The organism is Stappia indica (genome assembly GCF_020177335.1).
Lineage (GTDB): Bacteria > Pseudomonadota > Alphaproteobacteria > Rhizobiales > Stappiaceae > Stappia > Stappia indica_B.
Genome location: NZ_JAIVMG010000025.1, coordinates 1 through 17,735, shown reverse-complemented (window position 1 = coordinate 17,735; position 17,735 = coordinate 1). Strand labels below are relative to the sequence as shown.

The 17,735-nt window shown below is 66.2% G+C and carries 16 protein-coding genes; 6 read left to right on the top strand and 10 right to left on the bottom strand.

Going from position 1 to position 17,735, the window contains the following annotated elements:
• Window positions 1–314 precede the first annotated feature (314 nt).
• Window positions 315–500, top strand: coding sequence for a 50S ribosomal protein L32 (gene rpmF, locus LC062_RS20740; protein ID WP_181759671.1), 186 nt, complete (start codon window positions 315–317; stop codon window positions 498–500).
• A gap of 93 nt (window positions 501–593) precedes the next feature.
• Here rpmF and phbB read toward each other — a convergent pair whose 3' ends face one another.
• Together phbB and LC062_RS20730 are read right to left on the bottom strand one after the other, a co-directional pair.
• Window positions 594–1,322, bottom strand: coding sequence for an acetoacetyl-CoA reductase (phbB, locus tag LC062_RS20735; RefSeq protein WP_224913036.1), 729 nt, complete (start codon window positions 1,320–1,322; stop codon window positions 594–596).
• 209 nt (window positions 1,323–1,531) lie between these two features.
• Window positions 1,532–2,713, bottom strand: coding sequence for an acetyl-CoA C-acetyltransferase (locus LC062_RS20730; protein WP_224913033.1), 1,182 nt, complete (start codon window positions 2,711–2,713; stop codon window positions 1,532–1,534).
• A gap of 378 nt (window positions 2,714–3,091) precedes the next feature.
• Here LC062_RS20730 and phaR point away from each other — a divergent pair, with 378 nt between their 5' ends.
• Window positions 3,092–3,706 carry a polyhydroxyalkanoate synthesis repressor PhaR gene (gene phaR / locus LC062_RS20725; RefSeq protein WP_224913032.1) on the top strand — a complete coding sequence of 205 codons (615 nt, stop codon included), beginning with the start codon at window positions 3,092–3,094 and terminating at the stop codon, window positions 3,704–3,706.
• A gap of 33 nt (window positions 3,707–3,739) precedes the next feature.
• Here phaR and LC062_RS20720 read toward each other — a convergent pair whose 3' ends face one another.
• From LC062_RS20720 to LC062_RS20700, 5 genes are all read right to left on the bottom strand, one after another.
• The gene (locus LC062_RS20720) at window positions 3,740–4,174 is read right to left on the bottom strand and encodes a GlcG/HbpS family heme-binding protein (RefSeq protein ID WP_224913030.1); all 435 of its coding nucleotides are present in this window, start codon (window positions 4,172–4,174) and stop codon (window positions 3,740–3,742) included.
• Between the two features lie 119 nt (window positions 4,175–4,293).
• A complete protein-coding gene (locus tag LC062_RS20715; RefSeq protein WP_224913028.1) occupies window positions 4,294–4,629 on the bottom strand; it encodes a hypothetical protein in 336 nt (111 codons plus the stop codon).
• 138 nt (window positions 4,630–4,767) lie between these two features.
• Window positions 4,768–5,196, bottom strand: coding sequence for a hypothetical protein (locus LC062_RS20710; RefSeq protein WP_224913026.1), 429 nt, complete (start codon window positions 5,194–5,196; stop codon window positions 4,768–4,770).
• Between the two features lie 190 nt (window positions 5,197–5,386).
• Window positions 5,387–6,751, bottom strand: a complete 1,365-nt coding sequence (locus LC062_RS20705) for an ammonium transporter (protein ID WP_224913023.1) — start codon at window positions 6,749–6,751, stop codon at window positions 5,387–5,389.
• A gap of 26 nt (window positions 6,752–6,777) precedes the next feature.
• Window positions 6,778–7,116: a P-II family nitrogen regulator gene (locus LC062_RS20700; protein ID WP_224913022.1), complete on the bottom strand. Its 339-nt coding sequence runs from the start codon at window positions 7,114–7,116 to the stop codon at window positions 6,778–6,780.
• Between the two features lie 399 nt (window positions 7,117–7,515).
• Between LC062_RS20700 and LC062_RS20695 the strand changes: the two genes are divergently transcribed.
• Window positions 7,516–7,755, top strand: coding sequence for a sulfurtransferase TusA family protein (locus tag LC062_RS20695; protein WP_404829762.1), 240 nt, complete (start codon window positions 7,516–7,518; stop codon window positions 7,753–7,755).
• A gap of 15 nt (window positions 7,756–7,770) precedes the next feature.
• Here the strand turns inward: LC062_RS20695 and LC062_RS20690 are convergent, their stop codons facing one another.
• Window positions 7,771–8,061, bottom strand: coding sequence for a 4a-hydroxytetrahydrobiopterin dehydratase (locus tag LC062_RS20690; RefSeq protein WP_224913018.1), 291 nt, complete (start codon window positions 8,059–8,061; stop codon window positions 7,771–7,773).
• 89 nt (window positions 8,062–8,150) lie between these two features.
• On the opposite strand from LC062_RS20690, the gene LC062_RS20685 reads away from it, so the two are divergent.
• Window positions 8,151–8,609, top strand: a complete 459-nt coding sequence (locus LC062_RS20685) for a low molecular weight protein-tyrosine-phosphatase (protein WP_224913016.1) — start codon at window positions 8,151–8,153, stop codon at window positions 8,607–8,609.
• A 171-nt stretch (window positions 8,610–8,780) separates the two neighbouring features.
• Window positions 8,781–9,233 (top strand): baeRF12 domain-containing protein, encoded by a 453-nt coding sequence (locus LC062_RS20680; RefSeq protein ID WP_224913015.1) that lies wholly within the window; start codon window positions 8,781–8,783, stop codon window positions 9,231–9,233.
• A gap of 22 nt (window positions 9,234–9,255) precedes the next feature.
• On the opposite strand, the gene LC062_RS20675 is transcribed toward LC062_RS20680, so the two are convergent.
• Complete coding sequence (locus LC062_RS20675) at window positions 9,256–10,458, bottom strand: winged helix-turn-helix domain-containing protein (RefSeq protein WP_224913013.1); 1,203 nt, start codon at window positions 10,456–10,458, stop codon at window positions 9,256–9,258.
• Window positions 10,455–13,928: a pyruvate carboxylase gene (gene pyc / locus LC062_RS20670; RefSeq protein ID WP_224913012.1), complete on the bottom strand. Its 3,474-nt coding sequence runs from the start codon at window positions 13,926–13,928 to the stop codon at window positions 10,455–10,457. Before pyc ends, LC062_RS20675 begins: the two co-directional genes overlap by 4 nt.
• 880 nt (window positions 13,929–14,808) lie before the next feature.
• On the opposite strand from pyc, the gene LC062_RS20665 reads away from it, so the two are divergent.
• Window positions 14,809–17,735, top strand: a 2,927-nt coding sequence (locus LC062_RS20665) for a helicase-related protein (protein WP_224913011.1), incomplete at its 3' end; no start/stop codon positions are given.

Sequence of the window (17,735 nt, the reverse complement as noted above, 5' to 3'; positions counted from 1 at the left end):
CGGACCGAGGCGGCGCGGTTGGCCACCGCCCTGCCCAATCCGCGTGCGCGCAATCCGGCGCGGCCGGGCGCCGGGCACGCCCGTCTGGCCCGGATCAACCGGGCGCGGGCGGCTGCAATCGACCCGCATCTGGGCTGTCTTCCCGGTTTCCCCGGAGGCCAATGAGACTCTTTGCGAAAAAAAAGTGCGCTTTCGGGCTGGCAAAAGCGGCAAAGGTTCTGTATAAGCCCGCCATTCCTGCACATCGTGTGGACCCTTGCCCCGGGCAAACCCGGTCCGGGTTCGCCGAATATTGCATGACGGAGAGAATAACGATGGCCGTTCCGAAGAGAAAAACCACGCGCATGAAGCGCGGATTCCGTCGCTCCGCGGACGCCCTGAAGCAGCCGACCTATGTCGAGGACAAGGATTCGGGCGAATTGCGCCGCCCGCATCACGTCGATCTGAAGACCGGCATGTACCGGGGCCGTCAGATCCTTTCGCCGAAGGACGACGTTTGAGCCCGGCATCCGCCGGTTTGAATTGAATTGGGCCGGCCCCTCGGGGCCGGCCCTTTTCGTTTGTGCACTTCCGAACTTGTCTTGCCGCGCGGGTCAGCCGTTGGCGTAGTACTGGCCGCCGTTGATGGTCATCACTGCGCCGGTCATGAACGCAGCCTGGGCCGACGCGAGATAGACCACCGCTGCCGCGATTTCGTCGGCCTGTCCGAGGCGCCCGACCGGGATGCCGGAGATGATGCCCTCAAGCACCTTTTCCGGAACGGCGGCGACCATGTCGGTGTCGATATAGCCCGGGCAGATGGCGTTCACGGTGATGCCCTTGCGCGCGGTCTCGGCAGCCAGAGCCTTGGTGAAACCGATGACGCCGGCCTTGGCGGCGGAATAGTTCACCTGGCCGAGCTGGCCCTTCTGGCCGTTGATCGACGAGATGTTGATGATCCGTCCGTGGCCGCGCTCGCGCATGCCGTCGATGACCGGCCGCGACATGGTGAACATGGAATCCAGATTGGTGCGGATCACCGACGACCACTGCTCGTAGTCCATCTTGTGGAACCAGCCGTCGCGGGTGATGCCGGCGTTGTTGACCAGCACCTCGATCGCCCCGAGATCGGAGACGACCTGGGCGATGCCATCGTGGCAGGCCTCAGGATCGGCCACGTCCCACTTGTAGACGTGGATGCCGGTTTCCGCGCGGAAGGCCTCGGCCTTCTCGGTGTTGCCGGCATAGGTCGCGGCAACGGTGTAGCCGGCCGCTTTCAGGCCTTTCGAGATCGCGGCGCCAATGCCTCGCGTTCCCCCGGTCACGATAGCCACATTGCTCATGCAGTCCTCCCCTTGGCGATCATCTGAAACAGCATTTGTCAAAAACTGAACTCCGCTTGCCGCGTGGCGGTGCGCGGACCCTTCCGCCACGATCCGTGTCATGCCGGTGCCGTCGCCCGTGAGGGGCACGCTTCATCCGGCGAGCCGGCCCGGGTCAGATGCCCGGGCCAGCCGTTGATGTCAGCGTTCGATGAAGACGCTGTGACCGCTTAGCGCTCGACGCACAGGGCAACGCCCATGCCGCCGCCGATGCACAGGGTGGCAAGACCCTTCTTCGCGTCGCGCCGCGCCATTTCATGCAGCAGGGTGACGAGAATGCGGGCGCCGGAGGCACCGATCGGATGGCCGATGGCGATCGCCCCGCCGTTGACGTTGACGATATCCGGATTCCAGCCCATGTCCTTGTTGACCGCGCAGGCCTGGGCGGCGAAAGCCTCGTTGGCCTCGATCAGATCGAGGTCATCGACCTTCCAGCCGGCCTTTTCCAGCGCCTTGCGCGAGGCGGGAATCGGGCCGGAGCCCATCAGCGCCGGATCGACACCGGCGGTCGCCCAGGACGCGACGCGGGCGAGCGGGGTCAGGCCACGCTTCTTGGCTTCCGCGGCGCTCATCAGCACCAGCGCGGCGGCGCCGTCATTGATGCCCGATGCGTTGCCGGCGGTTACCGAGCCGTCGCGGGTGAAGGCCGGACGCAGCTTGGTCATGCCTTCCAGGTTGGCGCCGTGGCGGATGTACTCGTCCTGGTCGACGACCTTCTCGCCCTTGCGCTCGCGTACGGTCACCGGGGTGATCTCGTCCTTGAAACGCCCGGCCTTCTGCGCGGCTTCGGCCTTGTTCTGCGAGGCGACGGCGAAATTGTCCTGCTGCTCGCGGGAGATCTGCCACTTCTCGGCGACGTTTTCCGCCGTCTGGCCCATGTGATAGCCGTTGAAGGCATCCCACAGACCGTCCTTGATCATGGTGTCGACCATCTGGAAGTCGCCCATCTTGTAGCCCGACCGCATATGCGAGCAATGGGGCGACAGCGACATGTTCTCCTGGCCGCCGGCAACCACCACCGAGGCGTCGCCCGACTGGATCTGCTGCATGGCGATGGCGACGGTGCGCAGGCCGGAGCCGCACACCTGGTTGAGCGTCCAGGCGCTCGCGGCGGCCGGAATGCCGGCGTTGATCGCCGCCTGGCGGGCCGGGTTCTGCCCCTGACCGGCGGTCAGAACCTGGCCGAAGACGACCTCATCCACGTCATCGGGCGCCACGGAGGCACGCTCGAGTGCCGCCTTGATCACCGTCGACCCGAGGTCGTGGGCGGGCGTGTTGGCGAAGGAGCCATTGAAGGCGCCGACCGCGGTGCGGGTTGCGCTGACGATTACAACGTCGTTGGTTTCGCTCATAAGTAGCCTCCGAATCCGGACCTCCCGACACGATGCGCTTGCCCCCCTCTTTGGTGTCCAAGCGCGCTGTTCAGGGAAACTAGAGACGGTCGGTCGGGCTTAGTCAACCGGATCGAACCGGTGGGGGTGCAGAAACGCGCGTTTTCGCGTCATCCTTTCGTCTGCCGAGAGGGCCTTGCCGCTGTGGTTCCGTGGCGTGCGCCTGCGGGTTGGCGTGCCGGCGGGGTGCGGCCGTGGATAAAACGGTGGTGTGGGCGGGGGGGATTGGCTTATCGTGGCGGGAATTGCAAAGACGGCGGTGCCCAGGGCACCGTCCGTCGCGGGAGGAATGTGGTCCTGCTACCTTGCGGGACCCCGAGCCGGGATCCGAAGAAACACATGGCCAAGACCAACGAGCCAACCATCATCAAGAAATACGCCAACAGGCGGCTCTACAACACGGGCACCAGCACCTACGTCACGCTTGAGGATCTGGCCGTGATGGTCAAGGACGAGGAGGATTTCGTCGTCTATGACGCCAAGTCCGGCGACGACATCACCCGTTCGGTGCTGACGCAGATCATTTTCGAGCAGGAAAACAAGGGGCAGAATCTCTTGCCGATCACTTTCCTGCGGCAGCTGATCCGGTTTTACGGCGACAGCATGCAGACCGTGGTTCCAAGCTATCTCGACTACTCGATGACTTCGCTGACCCGGGAACAGGACCGGATGCGCGAGCAGATGGGCAATGCGCTTGGCAACTCGGCCTTCGAGGTGATCGAGGATCAGGTCAAGCGCAATGCCGAGATCTTCGATCGGGCGATGCGGATGTTCCTGCCTTTCGGCACGGGGCATGGGACCGGTCAGGCGCCGGAGGGCGGTGAGGCTCCGGCCTCGTCCGCAGAGGAGGCCGGAGCCGCCAAGCCGGCCAGCTCCGACGATCTCAATGCGCTGAAGAAGCAGCTGGCCGACATGCAGAAGAAGATCGATTCCCTCGCCGACGACAAGAAATAGGTCGGGCGCCGGCGCGGGTCGGATCGGCCTGACTCAGCCCGGATCGGCGGTCAGCCCGGCGGCGGCGATGCCGGCGATGGCGCAGGCCTCGTCATTGTCCGAGGTGTCGCCGGTGATGCCGACCGCGCCCAGGATCGCCCCGCCTTCCGCCGCGCGGATCAAGACGCCGCCAGGGACCGGGACGATGCCGCCGCCAGCCACGCCGTTGAGCGCCTGCACGAAATGCGGACGGCTCGCCGCGTTGGCGTCCAGCCAGCGCGAGCCGGCACCGGTGGCGATGGCGCCATAGGCCTTGCCGGTGGCGATCTGCGGCCGCAGGATCGAGGAGCCGTCCTGGCGCATGAGTGCGACCAGATGGCCGCCGGCGTCAAGCACGGCAACGGTGAGAGGCTTCAGGCCAAGGCTCTGGCCATGGGCCAGCGCGGCGTTGATGATCTTTTCCGAAATCGCGAGAGTGAGTTCGCTCATTGATATGGGTCCCTGGCCTGAGGCCGCCCGCGACGGGCGGCGCGTGGAGCCGGGACGCTAGCAAGTCGCGATGCGCGATGCCAGCATGGATCGCGGGCGGATGTGGACCCTCCGGCCCCCTACTTGCAGACGGACAGAAGCCGGCCGGTGGGAATGTGACGGGGCATCCGTTCGACCGCCGTATAGGCGCCGATGGCGGTGGCCGGGTCGGCGCGCCGGCGCGCCCGGGTCTGCGGCAGGTTCTCGCGGTGGGCGATCAGTTGGGCGATGAAGGCCGGATTGGCGCCGCGATAGCGGCGGAAGCTTTCCGGACGGATCGCCTCCACCGGCTCGATGGCGACGATGGCCCGGGACGAAACGATGCCACTCGCGGTGGCGTTGCGGGCTGACACAGTCGCCGCTTCGCGTCTGCCGTGGGTTCCCGGTATGGAACGCTGGCCTCGCTCGATCCGCATGTTCGTCTCCCGATCGTGCCAATTTGGGACATTGGCCTCGTTGTCGAGATGAGAACCGCAAGCGGCGTGCCAGCCGGTAAGGTTTCGTTAACTTTTGTCGCTTTGGGCGGCGCTTGTTCGGTCAGCCCGGGTGGCCGCTCAGTGCATGTGATCGCCGTTGTGGGAGCCGAAGTCGCGGCGGGCGCCGGTGATGGTGATGCTGAAGCCGGCGATCACATCCACCAGCGTCACGCACATCAGGATGAAGAACACGGAGCTTGCCGCCTCGCGCACGGTGAGGAACTCGACCAGATAGGCGATGAAGGCGAGGGTGGAGAGGATGTGGTCCATCAGCGCGGTGGTGCCGGTGCGGGTCGCCTTCAGCAGCTCGATGAACAGCATCGCCAGCCCGGCGAGGATCATCAGATCTCCGGTCACCAGGGTGAAGCGGGCGCCGGACACGAGTTCCATGGTCAGGACCGGGGCGAGCCAGGGATCGCCGCCGCTGTCGCCCAGAAGGGCGAAGGCGAGGAGATTGTAGACCAGCAGCGGGACGAGGGTCAGCGGGAGAGACAGGATCAGCGGCATGGGTGGCATCCCCGGTGGTGTCGATTGGCCGCCCGTGGCGGGCGGGCGCCGAATCGGTCGTCCGCGGGGGCAAGATGGCGGCAGATGCGGCGGGGGACAAGCGCTCGCCGGTCGTCGGCGATCCGCAAAAGAGAACTGGCCGGGGCGGGCCCCGGCCAGCGGTTCGCTTGCAAGATCCGGTGGGCGCGGGTCAGACCCGCTGGCTGCCCTGGCCGAATTCCGGATAGGCCTCGACGCCGACCTCGGTCTTGTCGAGGCCGAGGGCCTCGTCTTCGGGGCTGACGCGAATGCCGACGGTCATCTTCAGGGCGAGCCAGACGATCATGCTGCCGACGAAGGCAAAGGCGCCATAGGCGGCGATGCCGATGATCTGGGTGGCATAGCTGGTCTCCGCGTTGGACAGCGGCACGATCAGCGTGCCCCAGATGCCGGCGACCAGGTGCACCGGGATGGCGCCGACCACGTCGTCGATCTTCAGCCGGTCGAGCAGCGGCACGGTGAAGACGACGATGACGCCGCCGATGCCGCCGATCAGCACGGCCTGCCAGACGGTCGGCTGCAGCGGTTCTGCGGTGATCGACACCAGGCCGGCCAGAGCGCCGTTCAGGGCCATGGTGACGTCGACCTTCTTGTAGAGCGCCTGGGTGAGGATCACCGCGACCACCACGCCGGCCGCGGCGGCCATGTTGGTGTTGGCGAAGATGCGGGAGACGTCGGACACATCGCCGATGGTGCCCATGGCGAGCTGCGAGGCGCCGTTGAAGCCGAACCAGCCGAGCCACAGGATGAACGTGCCAAGGGTCGCCAGCGGCATGGAAGAACCGGGCAGGGCAAGGGCGCGGCCGTCGCTGCCGTATTTGCCGGCGCGGGCACCGAGTACGAGTGCACCGGAAAGGGCTGCCCAACCGCCGACCGAATGGACCAGGGTCGAGCCGGCGAAGTCGGAAAAGCCCATGGCGGAGAGCCAGCCGGCGCCCCACTGCCAGGAGGCGGCGATCGGGTAGATGAAGCCGGTGAGCACGACGGTGAAGATCAGGAACGGCCACAGCTTGATGCGCTCGGCAAGGGTGCCGGAGACGATCGAGGCGGTGGTGGCGCAGAACACCATCTGGAAGAACCAGTCGGAGGCGGTAGAATAGCCGGTCGACAGCAGCGCCTCCTTGGCGGCCTCATCACCGGCGCCGACCGCGTCGAAGGCATAGGGGCCGAAGGTGCCGATGAAGCCGCCATCGACGCCGGTGTACATCAGGTTGTAGCCGGTGATCCAGAACATCAGCCCGGCGATGGAGTAGAGGCAGATGTTCTTCAGGCACTGCATGGAGACGTTTTTGGAGCGGACCATGCCGGCTTCCAGCATGGCGAATCCGGCGGCCATCCACATCACCAGGAAGCCGCCGATCAGGAACAGCAGCGTGTTGAAGATATAAGCGGTTTCGGAGGCGAGCGCATATTGCGGTGCCGGCGCGGTGGTGGCCGCGTCCTGGGCGAGGGCAGGGCCGGCGGCCGCCAAGAGCGCCAGCGCGGCGAGCCCGACGGGGGCGAGATGCTTTTTCATGTCAAAGGATCCTTTGCACGGAGGGGTCAGAGCGCGGTGGCGTCGGTTTCGCCGGTGCGGATGCGTTGCACCTGTTCGAGCGCGTAGACGAAGATCTTGCCGTCGCCGATCTGGCCGGTCTTGGCGGCTTCGGCGATGGTCTCCACCACCGTGTCGACACGTTCGGCGGTCACGGCGACCTCGATCTTCAGCTTGGGCAGGAAGCTGATGGCGTATTCGGTGCCGCGGTAGATCTCGGTGTGCCCCTTCTGGCGGCCGTAGCCCTTGACCTCGGTTACCGTCAGCCCCTGAACGCCGATGCCCGTGAGGGCGTCGCGCACCTCCTCGAGCTTGAACGGCTTGATGATGGCCATCACGATTTTCATGCTCGCTTCCGTTCCTTTCCCTGTTGCCGCCGCCGCGATCCGCGCCGGACGGCGTCGTCAGAGTTGTTTCAAGGAGCGTGCCAACTCGTGTTGCGGCGCAATATCGGCCGATCCGGGTCTGGGGGGGGGGTGAAAAAGATAATGTTCTCAATGTGATAAGCTGATGCGTCGCGGGCGCGATGCCCCGGTCGCCCACCGAAGGCGTGGCTGCCCGACCTGATTAAAAAATAATCATATAAGCATTTCGAGTATGATTAATTATTGTGCATCTAACTGTTGGGCGGAGAGGAAACCGGGCGGGTCTTGCATTCGTGGCCGGTTGGGGCCAATGCTCGCAGCGGCCCGGGGGTCGGGTCGGGCGCGCGAAGCGCAAGCTGGGTGAGGCAATCCGGGCGGGAGATGAGAACGGTGAGTGACGTGGACGTGCATCTCGATCTGAAGGGGCTGAAATGTCCCTTGCCGGTGCTGAAGACGCGCAAGGCCATGGCCCCGCTCAAGACCGGCGCACGGCTCAGGGTCGAGGCGACGGATCCCATGTCGGTGATCGACATTCCCCATTTCTGCCAGGAAGCGGGACATCGGCTCTTGTCGCAGGAGCGCGATGGCGAGGTCGCCGTGTTCCTGCTGGAAAAGGGCTGAGGCCGGGTCCGCACGCTAACCGGCGAGCCGGTCCATGGCGCGGGCAAGCTTGATATCGAGCTCGGTCAAGCCGCCCGCGTCATGGGTGGTCAGCCTGACCGTGACGGTGCGATAGACATTCGACCAGTCCGGGTGGTGGTTCATCTTCTCCGCCACCAGAGCGACCCGGGTCATGAAGCCGAAAGCCTCAACGAACCCGGCGAAGCGGAAGGTCTTCTCGATCGCGTCGCCCTCGAGGCTGGGGCTCCATCCGGTCAGGCTGCCCAGCGCCTCCTGGCGCTGGCTTTCCGTCAATTGTTCGGCCATGGCGTTTTCCCTTCGTCCCCAAGCTGCTACCGTCCCATGAAACGGCGACGCGGGAAAGCGGGTGCCATCAGTCGAGGGGGCCGAATTTCATGACCGCCATCTTGTTTGTCTGTCTTGGCAACATCTGCCGTTCGCCCCTGGCCGAGGGGGTGATGCGCGACCGGGCGACCCGGGCCGGGCGGGCGGACGGACTGGTGATCGATTCCGCTGGTACCGGCGCCTGGCATGTGGGCAAGCGCCCGGACCCGCGGTCGATCGAGGTGGCGGCGCGCCATGGCATCGACCTGACCGGGCAGCGTGCCCGGCAGGTGTGCGTGGAGGATTTTTCCCACTTCTCCTTGGTTCTGGCGATGGATGACAGCAATCTGCGGGATCTGCAGGAGATGCGAGCAGGAGCGCCGATGCCGGCGGGCGCGCATCTGCGGCGGTTTCTCGACCGGGATGTTCCCGATCCCTATTACGGCGGTCCCGGCGGGTTTGACGCAGTTTATGATATGCTGGCGGAGGGCTGCGACCGATTGCTGCTCTCACTGTTCGACCGGGTTTGAAGTGCCGGCGCCAGACCCCATCTGACCGGGAGGGCCGGACGAAGCCCAGTGCTTCGCGCCCCTTACCTGCTGGTGCGGGTCGCGAATGGGGACTGATTTTCACCACGGCTGACCCGTCCGGGTATCCGGTCCCGGCCTTCGGGTCGCCGCCAGACAAGGATGGAGTGTGCGATGAGTGGTTTGCGGATCGCCCGGGACAGCTGGATTCTGGTTGGTGACGGCGAAAAGGCGCTGGTTTTTCGAAATGATGGCGACGCGGTCTATCCGAACCTTCAGGTGATCTCCATCCTGGCGCAGGAGAACCCGCCCACCTCGGCGCAAGGAACCGACGCGCCCGGGCGGCTGTCCGATGGGCCGGGACCGCACCGCAGCGCGGTGGAGACGACCGATTGGCACCGGCTGGAGAAGACCCGCTTTGCCCATGAGGTGGCCGAGGCGCTCTACCGCGAGGCGCACAAGGGGCGGTTCGCGAAGCTGATCGTCGTCGCGCCGCCGGCAACCCTCGGCGAGTTGCGCAAGGCCTTCCACAAGGAGGTGACGGATCGGATCGTCGCCGAGGTGGACAAGACCTTGACCGGCCATCCGCCGGCCGAGATCGAGCGTATCCTGCGCACGAAGGACTGATGATCGCCGGAGCGGCGGCGCCTTATGGGCCGTCGCGCCGCCAGTCCGGGGCGAATTCGACCCGCTCCATGCCGGTAAACCGGGCCATGCGTGCCAGCTCCGCCTCAAGCCGGGCCAGTCGGCCCTCGCCGAGGCGGATGCCGGGTTCTGGCCAGAACCCGGTCACCTCCAGCACTCCTTCGGTCCGCCGGCAGATCATGTCGATCCGGCCGATCATGCGCGCGCCCTCCAGCAACGGAAACACATAGTAGCCGTAGGTGCGGCGGGCCGCCGGAACGAACACCTCGATGCGGTAGCTGAAGCCGAACAGGCGCTCGGCGCGCTTGCGGTCGCGCAGCACCGGGTCGAACGGGCTGAGCACCCGCAGGCGTCCGGGCGGTTCGGGGGCTGCCTCAAGCAGGCTGTCGATATCGGCGCGGGCGTGACAGAGCCGCTCGCTGCCGTCCTTGCTGAGGATGCGCACCGGCCGCAGGCGATCCCGCGCGGTCTCGGTGCACCAGATCTTTGCCTCCTCCGGGGTGACGAGGTCGTAGAAGGCGGCGATCTCCCCGGAGGTGGCGGCGCCAAGCCGGTCGAGCGCGCCGGTGCAGGCCCAGTCGATGAACTCAGCGTGCGACACCGCGCGCTGGAAATGCTCTTCCGGCACCACCCGTTCCGCGAGGTCATAGATCTTGGCGAAATTGTCCCGGCGGGTGACGGCGATCTCGCCGGTGTGCCAGAGAAACTCCAGAGCCGCCTTGCCCGGGTGCCAGTTCCACCATCCCGGTTCCTTGCGCGCCCGCTCCCGGTCGAAGTCGCGGGTTCCGGCCGGGCCGTTGTCGCGGATATGCGCCAGCACCCGGTCGAGCTCGCCCTGAAACTCCGCGCCGTGCCAATTTGTCCAGCGGGCCTTCAGCCGCTCGCGCTTGCGGGCGAAGCGGTGCCGCCAGTAGGGATAGGCCGAGGCTGGGATCACCGAGGCGTCATGGGTCCAGTGCTCGAACAGCGCCCGCTCCCGCTCCAGCAGGCCGGTCAGCAGCTTCGGCCGGTAGGTCTGGTTGCGGGAGAACAGGATCTGGTGATGGGCACGGGTCACCGTGTTGATCGAATCGACCTGCACGAAGCCGAGCCCGTCGATCATCTGCCGGACCCCGTCCGCGCCGATCTTTGTGCCCGGCGGTGCGGCGAGGCCCTGCAGATGCAGGAAGACCCGGGCGAGGTCCCGGGCGTCGATGGAAAGGGTCACGCCTCCGCCTCTGCGTCCAGAACCACCAACAGATCCTTGGCATCGACCTGGCTGCCCGGAGTGACCAGCACCTCGGCAATTCGCCCGTCCCGGTCGCAATGCAGCGCGGTTTCCATCTTCATCGCTTCAATCGACACCAGCACATCGCCGCTGGTGACGCTCTGGCCCGGCTTGACTGCCACGGTGGAGATCACGCCGGGCATCGGCGCGCCGACATGCCGGTCGTTGCCCGCCTCGGCCTTGCGGTTCACGCCGGCGCCCTTGCCGCCATGGGCCCGGTCCGGCACCTTGATGATGCGCGGCTGGCCGTTGAGTTCGAAGAAGACCTTGCGTTCGCCCTTCTCGTCGGTCTCGCCGACCGCCTGGCAGCGCACCACCAGGGTCTTGCCCGGTTCCAGGTCGATGGCGATTTCCTCGCCGGTGGCAAGGCCGTAGAAATAGACCGGTGTCGGGAGCACGCTGACCGGACCGTAGGTCTCCTGCGCGGCGGCGAAGTCGGTGAACACCTTGGGGTACATCAGATAGGAGGCGAGATCGGTGGCGGAGATGTCGCGGCCGGTCTTTTCCGCGGCCTCCGCACGGCGGGCGTCCAGATCGTCTTCGGCGAGCAGCGAGCCCGGGCGCACGATGATCGGCGTGTCGCCCTTCAGCACCTTGGCCTGCAGCGCCGCCGGCCAGCCGCCGGGTGATTGACCCAGATCGCCGCGCATCATCTGGACGACGCTTTCGGGGAAGGCGACCTCCCGGTCCGGCGCGGTCACATCCGCCACGGTGAGTCCCTGGCTGACCATCATCAGCGCCATGTCGCCCACCACCTTGGAGGAGGGGGTAACCTTGACGATGTCGCCGAACATCATGTTGACGTCGTGATAGGCCTGCGCCACCTCGTGCCAGCGGGTTTCCAGCCCGAGCGAGCGGGCCTGTTCCTTCAGGTTGGTGAACTGGCCACCGGGCATTTCATGCAAATAAACCTCGGAGGCCGGCGCGCGCAGATCGCTTTCGAAGGCGCGATACTGATTGCGCACCGCTTCCCAGTAGAAGGAAATCTCCCGGATTGTCCGTGGGGCGAGCCCGGGATCGCGGGCACCGCCGCGCAGGGCGGCGACGATCGAGCCGAGTGCGGGCTGGGACGTCATGCCAGAGAAGGCGTCCATCGCCGCGTCGATGGCATCGACCCCGACCTCGACGGCGGCGAGCACCGTGGCGGCGGAAATGCCCGAGGTGTCATGGGTGTGGAAATGGATCGGCAGGCCGGTTTCCTGTTTCAAGGCGGTGAACAGACGGCGGGCCGCCTCCGGCTTCATCAGCCCGGCCATGTCCTTGACGCCGAGGATGTGGCAACCGGCCTGTTCCAGTTGCCGGGCCATCTTCACATAATAGGCCAGGTCGTATTTCGGACGGGCGCTGTCCATCAGATCGCCGGTGTAGCAGATCACCCCCTCGCACAGCTTGTCCGCCTCGATCACCGCATCGAGCGACACCCGCATGTTCTCGACCCAGTTGAGGCAGTCGAACACCCGGAAGAGGTCGATGCCGGCGGCCGCCGCCTCGGCGACGAAGGCGCGCACCACATTGTCGGGATAGTTGGTGTAGCCGACCCCATTGGCGCCGCGCAGCAGCATCTGCAACAGGATGTTCGGCGCCTTCTCGCGCACCAGCCGCAGCCGCTCCCAGGGGTCTTCCGTCAGGAAGCGCATGGCCACGTCGAAGGTTGCCCCGCCCCAGCATTCCAGCGAGAACAGCTGCGGCAGTCCGGCGGCGTAGCTCTCGGCGATGGCGGCGATGTCGAAGGTGCGCATGCGGGTGGCCAGCAGCGACTGATGGGCATCGCGCATGGTGGTGTCAGTGATCAGAACCCGCCGTTCCGCCTTCATCCAGTCGGCAAAACCGGCGGGGCCGAGTTCCTCCAGCAACTGCCGGGTGCCGTGCTTCAGCGTCTCGCCATAAGCCGGTGGCACCGGCGCCGGCGCGTCCGCCGGCGGCCGTGGCCGGGCCTTGGTTTCCGGATGGCCGTTGACGGTCACGTCGGCGATATAGGTCAGGAGCTTGGTTGCTCGGTCGCGGCGGGTGACCTGCTCGAACAGGGCCGGGGTGCTGTCGATGAAGCGGGTGGTGTAGCTGTTGGCGCGGAAATCGGCGTGGCCGATGATGTTCTCCAGGAACACCAGATTGGTGGCGACGCCGCGAATGCGAAACTCGCGCAAGGCCCGGTCCATGCGCTGGGCCGCCTCCTCGGCGGTGGGGGCCCAGGCGGTCACCTTCTCCAGCAGGGGATCGTAGAAGCGGGTGATCACCGCGCCGGAATAGGCAGTGCCGCCATCGAGGCGGATGCCATAGCCGGTGGCGCCGCGATAGGCGGTGATGCGGCCGTAGTCAGGAATGAAATTCTGCTCCGGATCCTCGGTTGTGATCCGGCATTGCAGGGCATGGCCGTTCAGCTGCAGCTTCTCCTGGGGCGGGACCCCGGAGGCCGGATCGCCGATCATCGCCCCGGCGGCGATGCGGATCTGCGCCTTCACCAGATCGACGCCGGTCACCTCCTCGGTGACCGTGTGTTCCACCTGAATGCGCGGGTTGACCTCGATGAAATAGAACGCGCCGGTGTCCGCATCCATCAGGAATTCGACGGTGCCGGCACCGCGATAGCCGACCGTCCGGCCGATCCTCAGGCCGAAATCGCAGACCTCGGCCCGTTGTTCGGGGCTGAGATAGGGGGCGGGCGCCCGCTCCACCACCTTCTGGTGGCGCCGCTGGATCGAACAGTCGCGCTCGAACAGATGGACCAGATTGCCATGGGCGTCGCCGAGGATCTGCACCTCCACATGGCGGGCGCGCTCCACCAGCTTTTCCAGATAGATCTCGTCCTTGCCGAAGGCGGCCCGGGCCTCGCGCTTGGCGGCCTCGGTTTCGCGGATCAGTGCCTCCTCGTCGCGGATGACGCGCATGCCGCGCCCACCACCGCCCCAGGAGGCCTTCAGCATCAGCGGATAGCCGATGGCGCCAGCGAGACGGCGCACCTCGGTCATATCATCGGGCAGCGGGTCGGTCGCCGGCATCACCGGCACGCCGGCCTCGATCGCCAGGTTGCGGGCGGCGACCTTGTTGCCGAGGCGACGCATGGTGTCCGGCGCGGGGCCGATGAAGATGAACCCGGCGGCGGTGCAGGCCTCGGCGAATTCCGGGCTTTCGGAGAGGAAGCCATAGCCCGGATGGATGGCGTCCACCCCGGCCTTGCGCGCCACCCGCAGGATCTCGTCGATCGATAGATAGGCCTCGATCGGGCCAAGCTGCTCGGGGAGATGCGGCCCCTTGCCGATCTCGTAAGCCTCGTCCGCCTTGAAGCGGTGCAGTGCCAGCTTGTCCTGCTCGGCGTAGACCGCGACGGTGCGCATGCCCAGTTCGGTTGCCGCGCGAAACACGCGGATGGCAATCTCCGAACGGTTGGCGACAAGGATCTTGCGAATGGCCAAAGGTGCTCCTCCCTCTCCAATGGGCATCGCCTGTGGTTCTACGCGCGGTGGCCGCACAAGGAAAGCCGGGATAAGGGGCAGGGTCGGCGCCGCACTGGACGTCAAGGCTGCTTCATTTTGAGACGATATGGTTAACGGGTCGAGGAAAGGGCTGTGCCGGCAGGGGCATCGCCCGGCCCATACCTGTGGTTCGGCTGGCGGTGGCCACCAGATCTTGTGAAAACAAACCGGCAACATTGGCCGCGAAGCGATTCGGACAGGCTTTGTTTCCGCTTTCATCGCAATGCAAATCGAAGGAGCCAAAGATTTCTTGCCGGGTTCATCTTTTTTCAAGAAATCGCGCTTGCGCGGCAGGGAATCGGACCATGCGGGAATTGGGAAGTAAATCCTTGTTCCGATTCAGGATTTTGGTATCCCTTTTCTATTGAGTACGAGATGTTGTGGGGAACGAACCCGGAATCTCGCCGTGTGACCGATTCGGTCCGGCTTTGTTCGGGACTCGTTCCATTCTCGCCGATTTCGCCTGTTTCGACGGCGAAATCCCGGCGCCGTCGGCGAGAAAAGAAAGCGCGACATGGCCGCGCGGTCTGTGCTACCTAACGGGCGGTTTTCCTCCGGCTGCGGGGTCTTGCGCCGGGAGGGATGGTTCATTTTTCCGCCCGGTGACGGCGCCGTGTTCGGAACCGAGGGAGTGTAAGGCTTGGCGATGGCGGTGACCTTCAGCTCTTTGCCTTGTCCTGGCCATATGGGCAGCGCTCACTCGTGGGGCGCCGGTCCGGCGGCTTCGCGCTGTCGCGGCGGCAGTCGCCATCTTCGCGCCGCACCGGTCCTCTGACCGGATCCCGACACCGAAACAGGTCACCTCGCGTCGACAATCGCCATGCTTCAATCCGGATACACGCAGCTCCCGGCGGTCGCCCGCGCCCGCAACGTCACCGCCGTTCTCGGGCCGACCAACACCGGCAAGACCCATCTGGCGATCGAGCGGATGATTGCCCAGGAAAGCGGCCTGATCGGGCTGCCGTTGCGGCTGCTGGCGCGCGAGGTCTATGGCCGCATCGTTGACCGGGTCGGCGAGGCGCAGGTGGCGCTGGTCACCGGCGAGGAAAAGATCGTCCCGCGCGAGGCGCGGTTCTGGGTCTCCACCGTCGAGGCGATGCCGCTCGACCTGAAACCGTCCTTCGTCGCCATCGATGAGGTGCAGCTCGCCGGCGATCTGGAACGCGGGCATGTGTTCACCGACCGCATTCTCAACATGCGCGGCACCTCCGAGACCCTGCTTCTGGGCTCGGCGACGGCGCGTCCGCTGCTGGAACGCCTGCTGCCGGGGCTGAATGTGGTGACCCGGCCGCGCATGTCGGTGCTGTCCTACACCGGGCAGAAGAAGATCACCCGGCTGCCGCAGCGCTCCGCCATCGTCGCCTTTTCCTCCTCGGAGGTCTATGCCATCGCCGAGTTGATCCGGCGCCAGCATGGCGGCGCGGCGGTGGTGCTCGGCTCGCTCAGCCCGCGCACTCGCAATGCCCAGGTGGCGCTGTTCCAGAACGGCGACGTCCAGCATCTGATCGCCACCGATGCCATTGGCATGGGGCTCAATCTCGATGTGGACCACATTGCCTTTGCCGGGGTGCGCAAGTTCGACGGCTATCAGTATCGCCGCTTGAGCCCGGCGGAGATGGGCCAGATCGCCGGCCGTGCCGGTCGGCACACAAGGGACGGCACCTTTGGCGTTACCGGCCGGGTCGATCCGTTCGAGGACGATCTGGTGGAGGATCTGGAGAGCCACCGATTCGACGCGCTCAAGGTGTTTCAGTGGCGCAGCACCCGGCTCGACTTTTCCTCCGTGGCCGCCTTGCGCCGCTCGCTCGATGAGCCGCCGCGCGAGCAGGGTCTGACGCGGGCACTGCCCGGAGCGGATGAAACCGCCTTCGACCTGGCTGTGCGCGACGAGGCGATCCGCCGGCTGGCCGAGGGCAAGGGCAACACGAAACTTTTGTGGGACGTGTGCCAGGTGCCGGATTACCGCAAGATCGCACCGGCCAATCATGCGGATCTGATCGCCGGTCTGTTCGGCCATCTGACCCGCGAAGGGGTGGTTCCGGATGACTGGTTCGCCCGCCAGGTGGCCTTTGCCGACCGAACGGATGGGGACATCGACACCCTGTCCAATCGGATGGCGCATATCCGCACCTGGACCTTTGTTGCCAACCGCGCCGACTGGCTTTCCGATCCCGCCCATTGGCAAGGCGTCACGCGCGGCGTAGAAGACCGTTTATCGGATGCCTTGCACGACAGACTGACACAACGGTTTGTCGACCGGCGAACGAGCGTATTGATGCGACGTCTGAGAGAGAATGCAATGCTTGAAGCGGAAATCACATCGACAGGCGACGTGCTCGTCGAGGGACAGCATGTTGGCCAGTTGCAAGGGTTCCGCTTCGCGCCGGACGCGGCAGCGGAAGGAACGGACGGCAAGGCCCTGAGGGCTGCGGCGCAAAAGGCGCTGGCCAGCGAGCTGGGGAGCCGGGCGGACAAGCTTTCGCGCGCGCCGAACGAGGAGTTCGCCCTGGCCGACGACGGTGCTCTGCGCTGGCAGGGCGAAATGGTCGCTCGCCTGTTGCCGGGGGACACGGTGCTGGCGCCTGGGATCCTGTTCCTGTGCGACGACACGCTGGAGAGCGCCGACCGGGAGAAGGTCGAGGCGCGGCTGCAGCTCTGGGTCAAGGCCCATGTGGACATGCTGGTCAAGCCGCTGCGTGATCTCGAAACGGGCGAGGGGCTCGAAGGGCTGGCCCGGGGGGTCGCCTTCCGGCTGGTGGAAAATCTCGGCATCGTCGAGCGGGCGGACATCTCCGAGGACGTGCGCCAGCTCGACCAGACGATGCGGGCGGGCCTGCGCCGCCTCGGGGTGCGTTTCGGCGCCCATCACATTTTCGTTCCGGCGCTGCTGAAGCCGGCACCGAGCCGGCTGATTGCCCAGCTTTGGGCGCTGAAGCATGGCGAGCCGGACATGCCGGGTCTTGCGGAATTGCCGCAGCTTTCGGCCTCGGGACGGACCTCGATCACGGTCGATCCGGAGATTTCCAAGGCGCTCTACAAGGTGGTGGGCTTCCGCGTCTGCGGTCCGCGCGCGGTGCGCATCGACATTCTGGAGCGGCTGGCCGATCTCATTCGCCCGCTGCTCGCCTGGAAGCCGCTCGATGCCAGCGTTACCCCGCCGGAGGGTGCCGTCGCTGAAGGCGGTGGGTTCACCGTGACGGTGGCGATGACCTCCCTGCTCGGCTGCGCCGGCGCGGATTTCTCGGCCGTGCTGCAGTCGCTCGGTTACCGCTGCGAAAGCCGTGAGGTTCAGCGGCCGGTGGTTGCTGCTGCCGCCGAAGCGGCAGCCGAGCCGGCTGCGGAGACCGCGCCTGAGACGGACAACGCTGGCGACGCGGCCCTGGCCCCGATCGAGACGGAAACGGCGCCCACGACGGACACTGCACCGGAGGCGGAGGCTGTTCCGGTGAGCGAACCGGAGGCCGTTGCTGCCGATGAGGTCGCACCAGAGACCGAAACCGAGGCACCTGCCGCTGAGGCGGTCGTCGCTGAGACGGTCGTGCCTGAAGCGGAAAGCGCCGAGCCGGCGGCTGCCGAGCCGGAAGCAACCGAGGTCGTGGCTGCGGAAAGCGCGGACGAGGTCGCCCCCTCGGTGGTGATGGAAACGGTGACCATTGAGGTCTGGCGGCCGGGTCGGCGCGAGCGGCGCGGGCGCGGCGGCGATGAGGCGGCGGCCGGTCGGCGTGAGGGCCGGCGCGGTGGTCGCGG

Excerpts from the sequence above, each read along its gene's own strand:
- LC062_RS20690 (WP_224913018.1), bottom strand. The coding sequence starts at position 8,061 with ATGGCCGAACAATTGACGGAAAGCCAGCGCCAGGAGGCGCTGGGCAGC.
- rpmF (WP_181759671.1), top strand. The coding sequence starts at position 315 with ATGGCCGTTCCGAAGAGAAAAACCACGCGCATGAAGCGCGGATTCCGT.
- phaR (WP_224913032.1), top strand. The coding sequence starts at position 3,092 with ATGGCCAAGACCAACGAGCCAACCATCATCAAGAAATACGCCAACAGG.
- LC062_RS20680 (WP_224913015.1), top strand. The coding sequence starts at position 8,781 with ATGAGTGGTTTGCGGATCGCCCGGGACAGCTGGATTCTGGTTGGTGAC.
- LC062_RS20720 (WP_224913030.1), bottom strand. The coding sequence starts at position 4,174 with ATGAGCGAACTCACTCTCGCGATTTCGGAAAAGATCATCAACGCCGCG.
- LC062_RS20715 (WP_224913028.1), bottom strand. The coding sequence starts at position 4,629 with ATGCGGATCGAGCGAGGCCAGCGTTCCATACCGGGAACCCACGGCAGA.
- LC062_RS20710 (WP_224913026.1), bottom strand. The coding sequence starts at position 5,196 with ATGCCGCTGATCCTGTCTCTCCCGCTGACCCTCGTCCCGCTGCTGGTC.
- LC062_RS20730 (WP_224913033.1), bottom strand. The coding sequence starts at position 2,713 with ATGAGCGAAACCAACGACGTTGTAATCGTCAGCGCAACCCGCACCGCG.
- LC062_RS20700 (WP_224913022.1), bottom strand. The coding sequence starts at position 7,116 with ATGAAAATCGTGATGGCCATCATCAAGCCGTTCAAGCTCGAGGAGGTG.
- LC062_RS20685 (WP_224913016.1), top strand. The coding sequence starts at position 8,151 with ATGACCGCCATCTTGTTTGTCTGTCTTGGCAACATCTGCCGTTCGCCC.
- LC062_RS20705 (WP_224913023.1), bottom strand. The coding sequence starts at position 6,751 with ATGAAAAAGCATCTCGCCCCCGTCGGGCTCGCCGCGCTGGCGCTCTTG.
- phbB (WP_224913036.1), bottom strand. The coding sequence starts at position 1,322 with ATGAGCAATGTGGCTATCGTGACCGGGGGAACGCGAGGCATTGGCGCC.
- LC062_RS20695 (WP_404829762.1), top strand. The coding sequence starts at position 7,516 with ATGAGAACGGTGAGTGACGTGGACGTGCATCTCGATCTGAAGGGGCTG.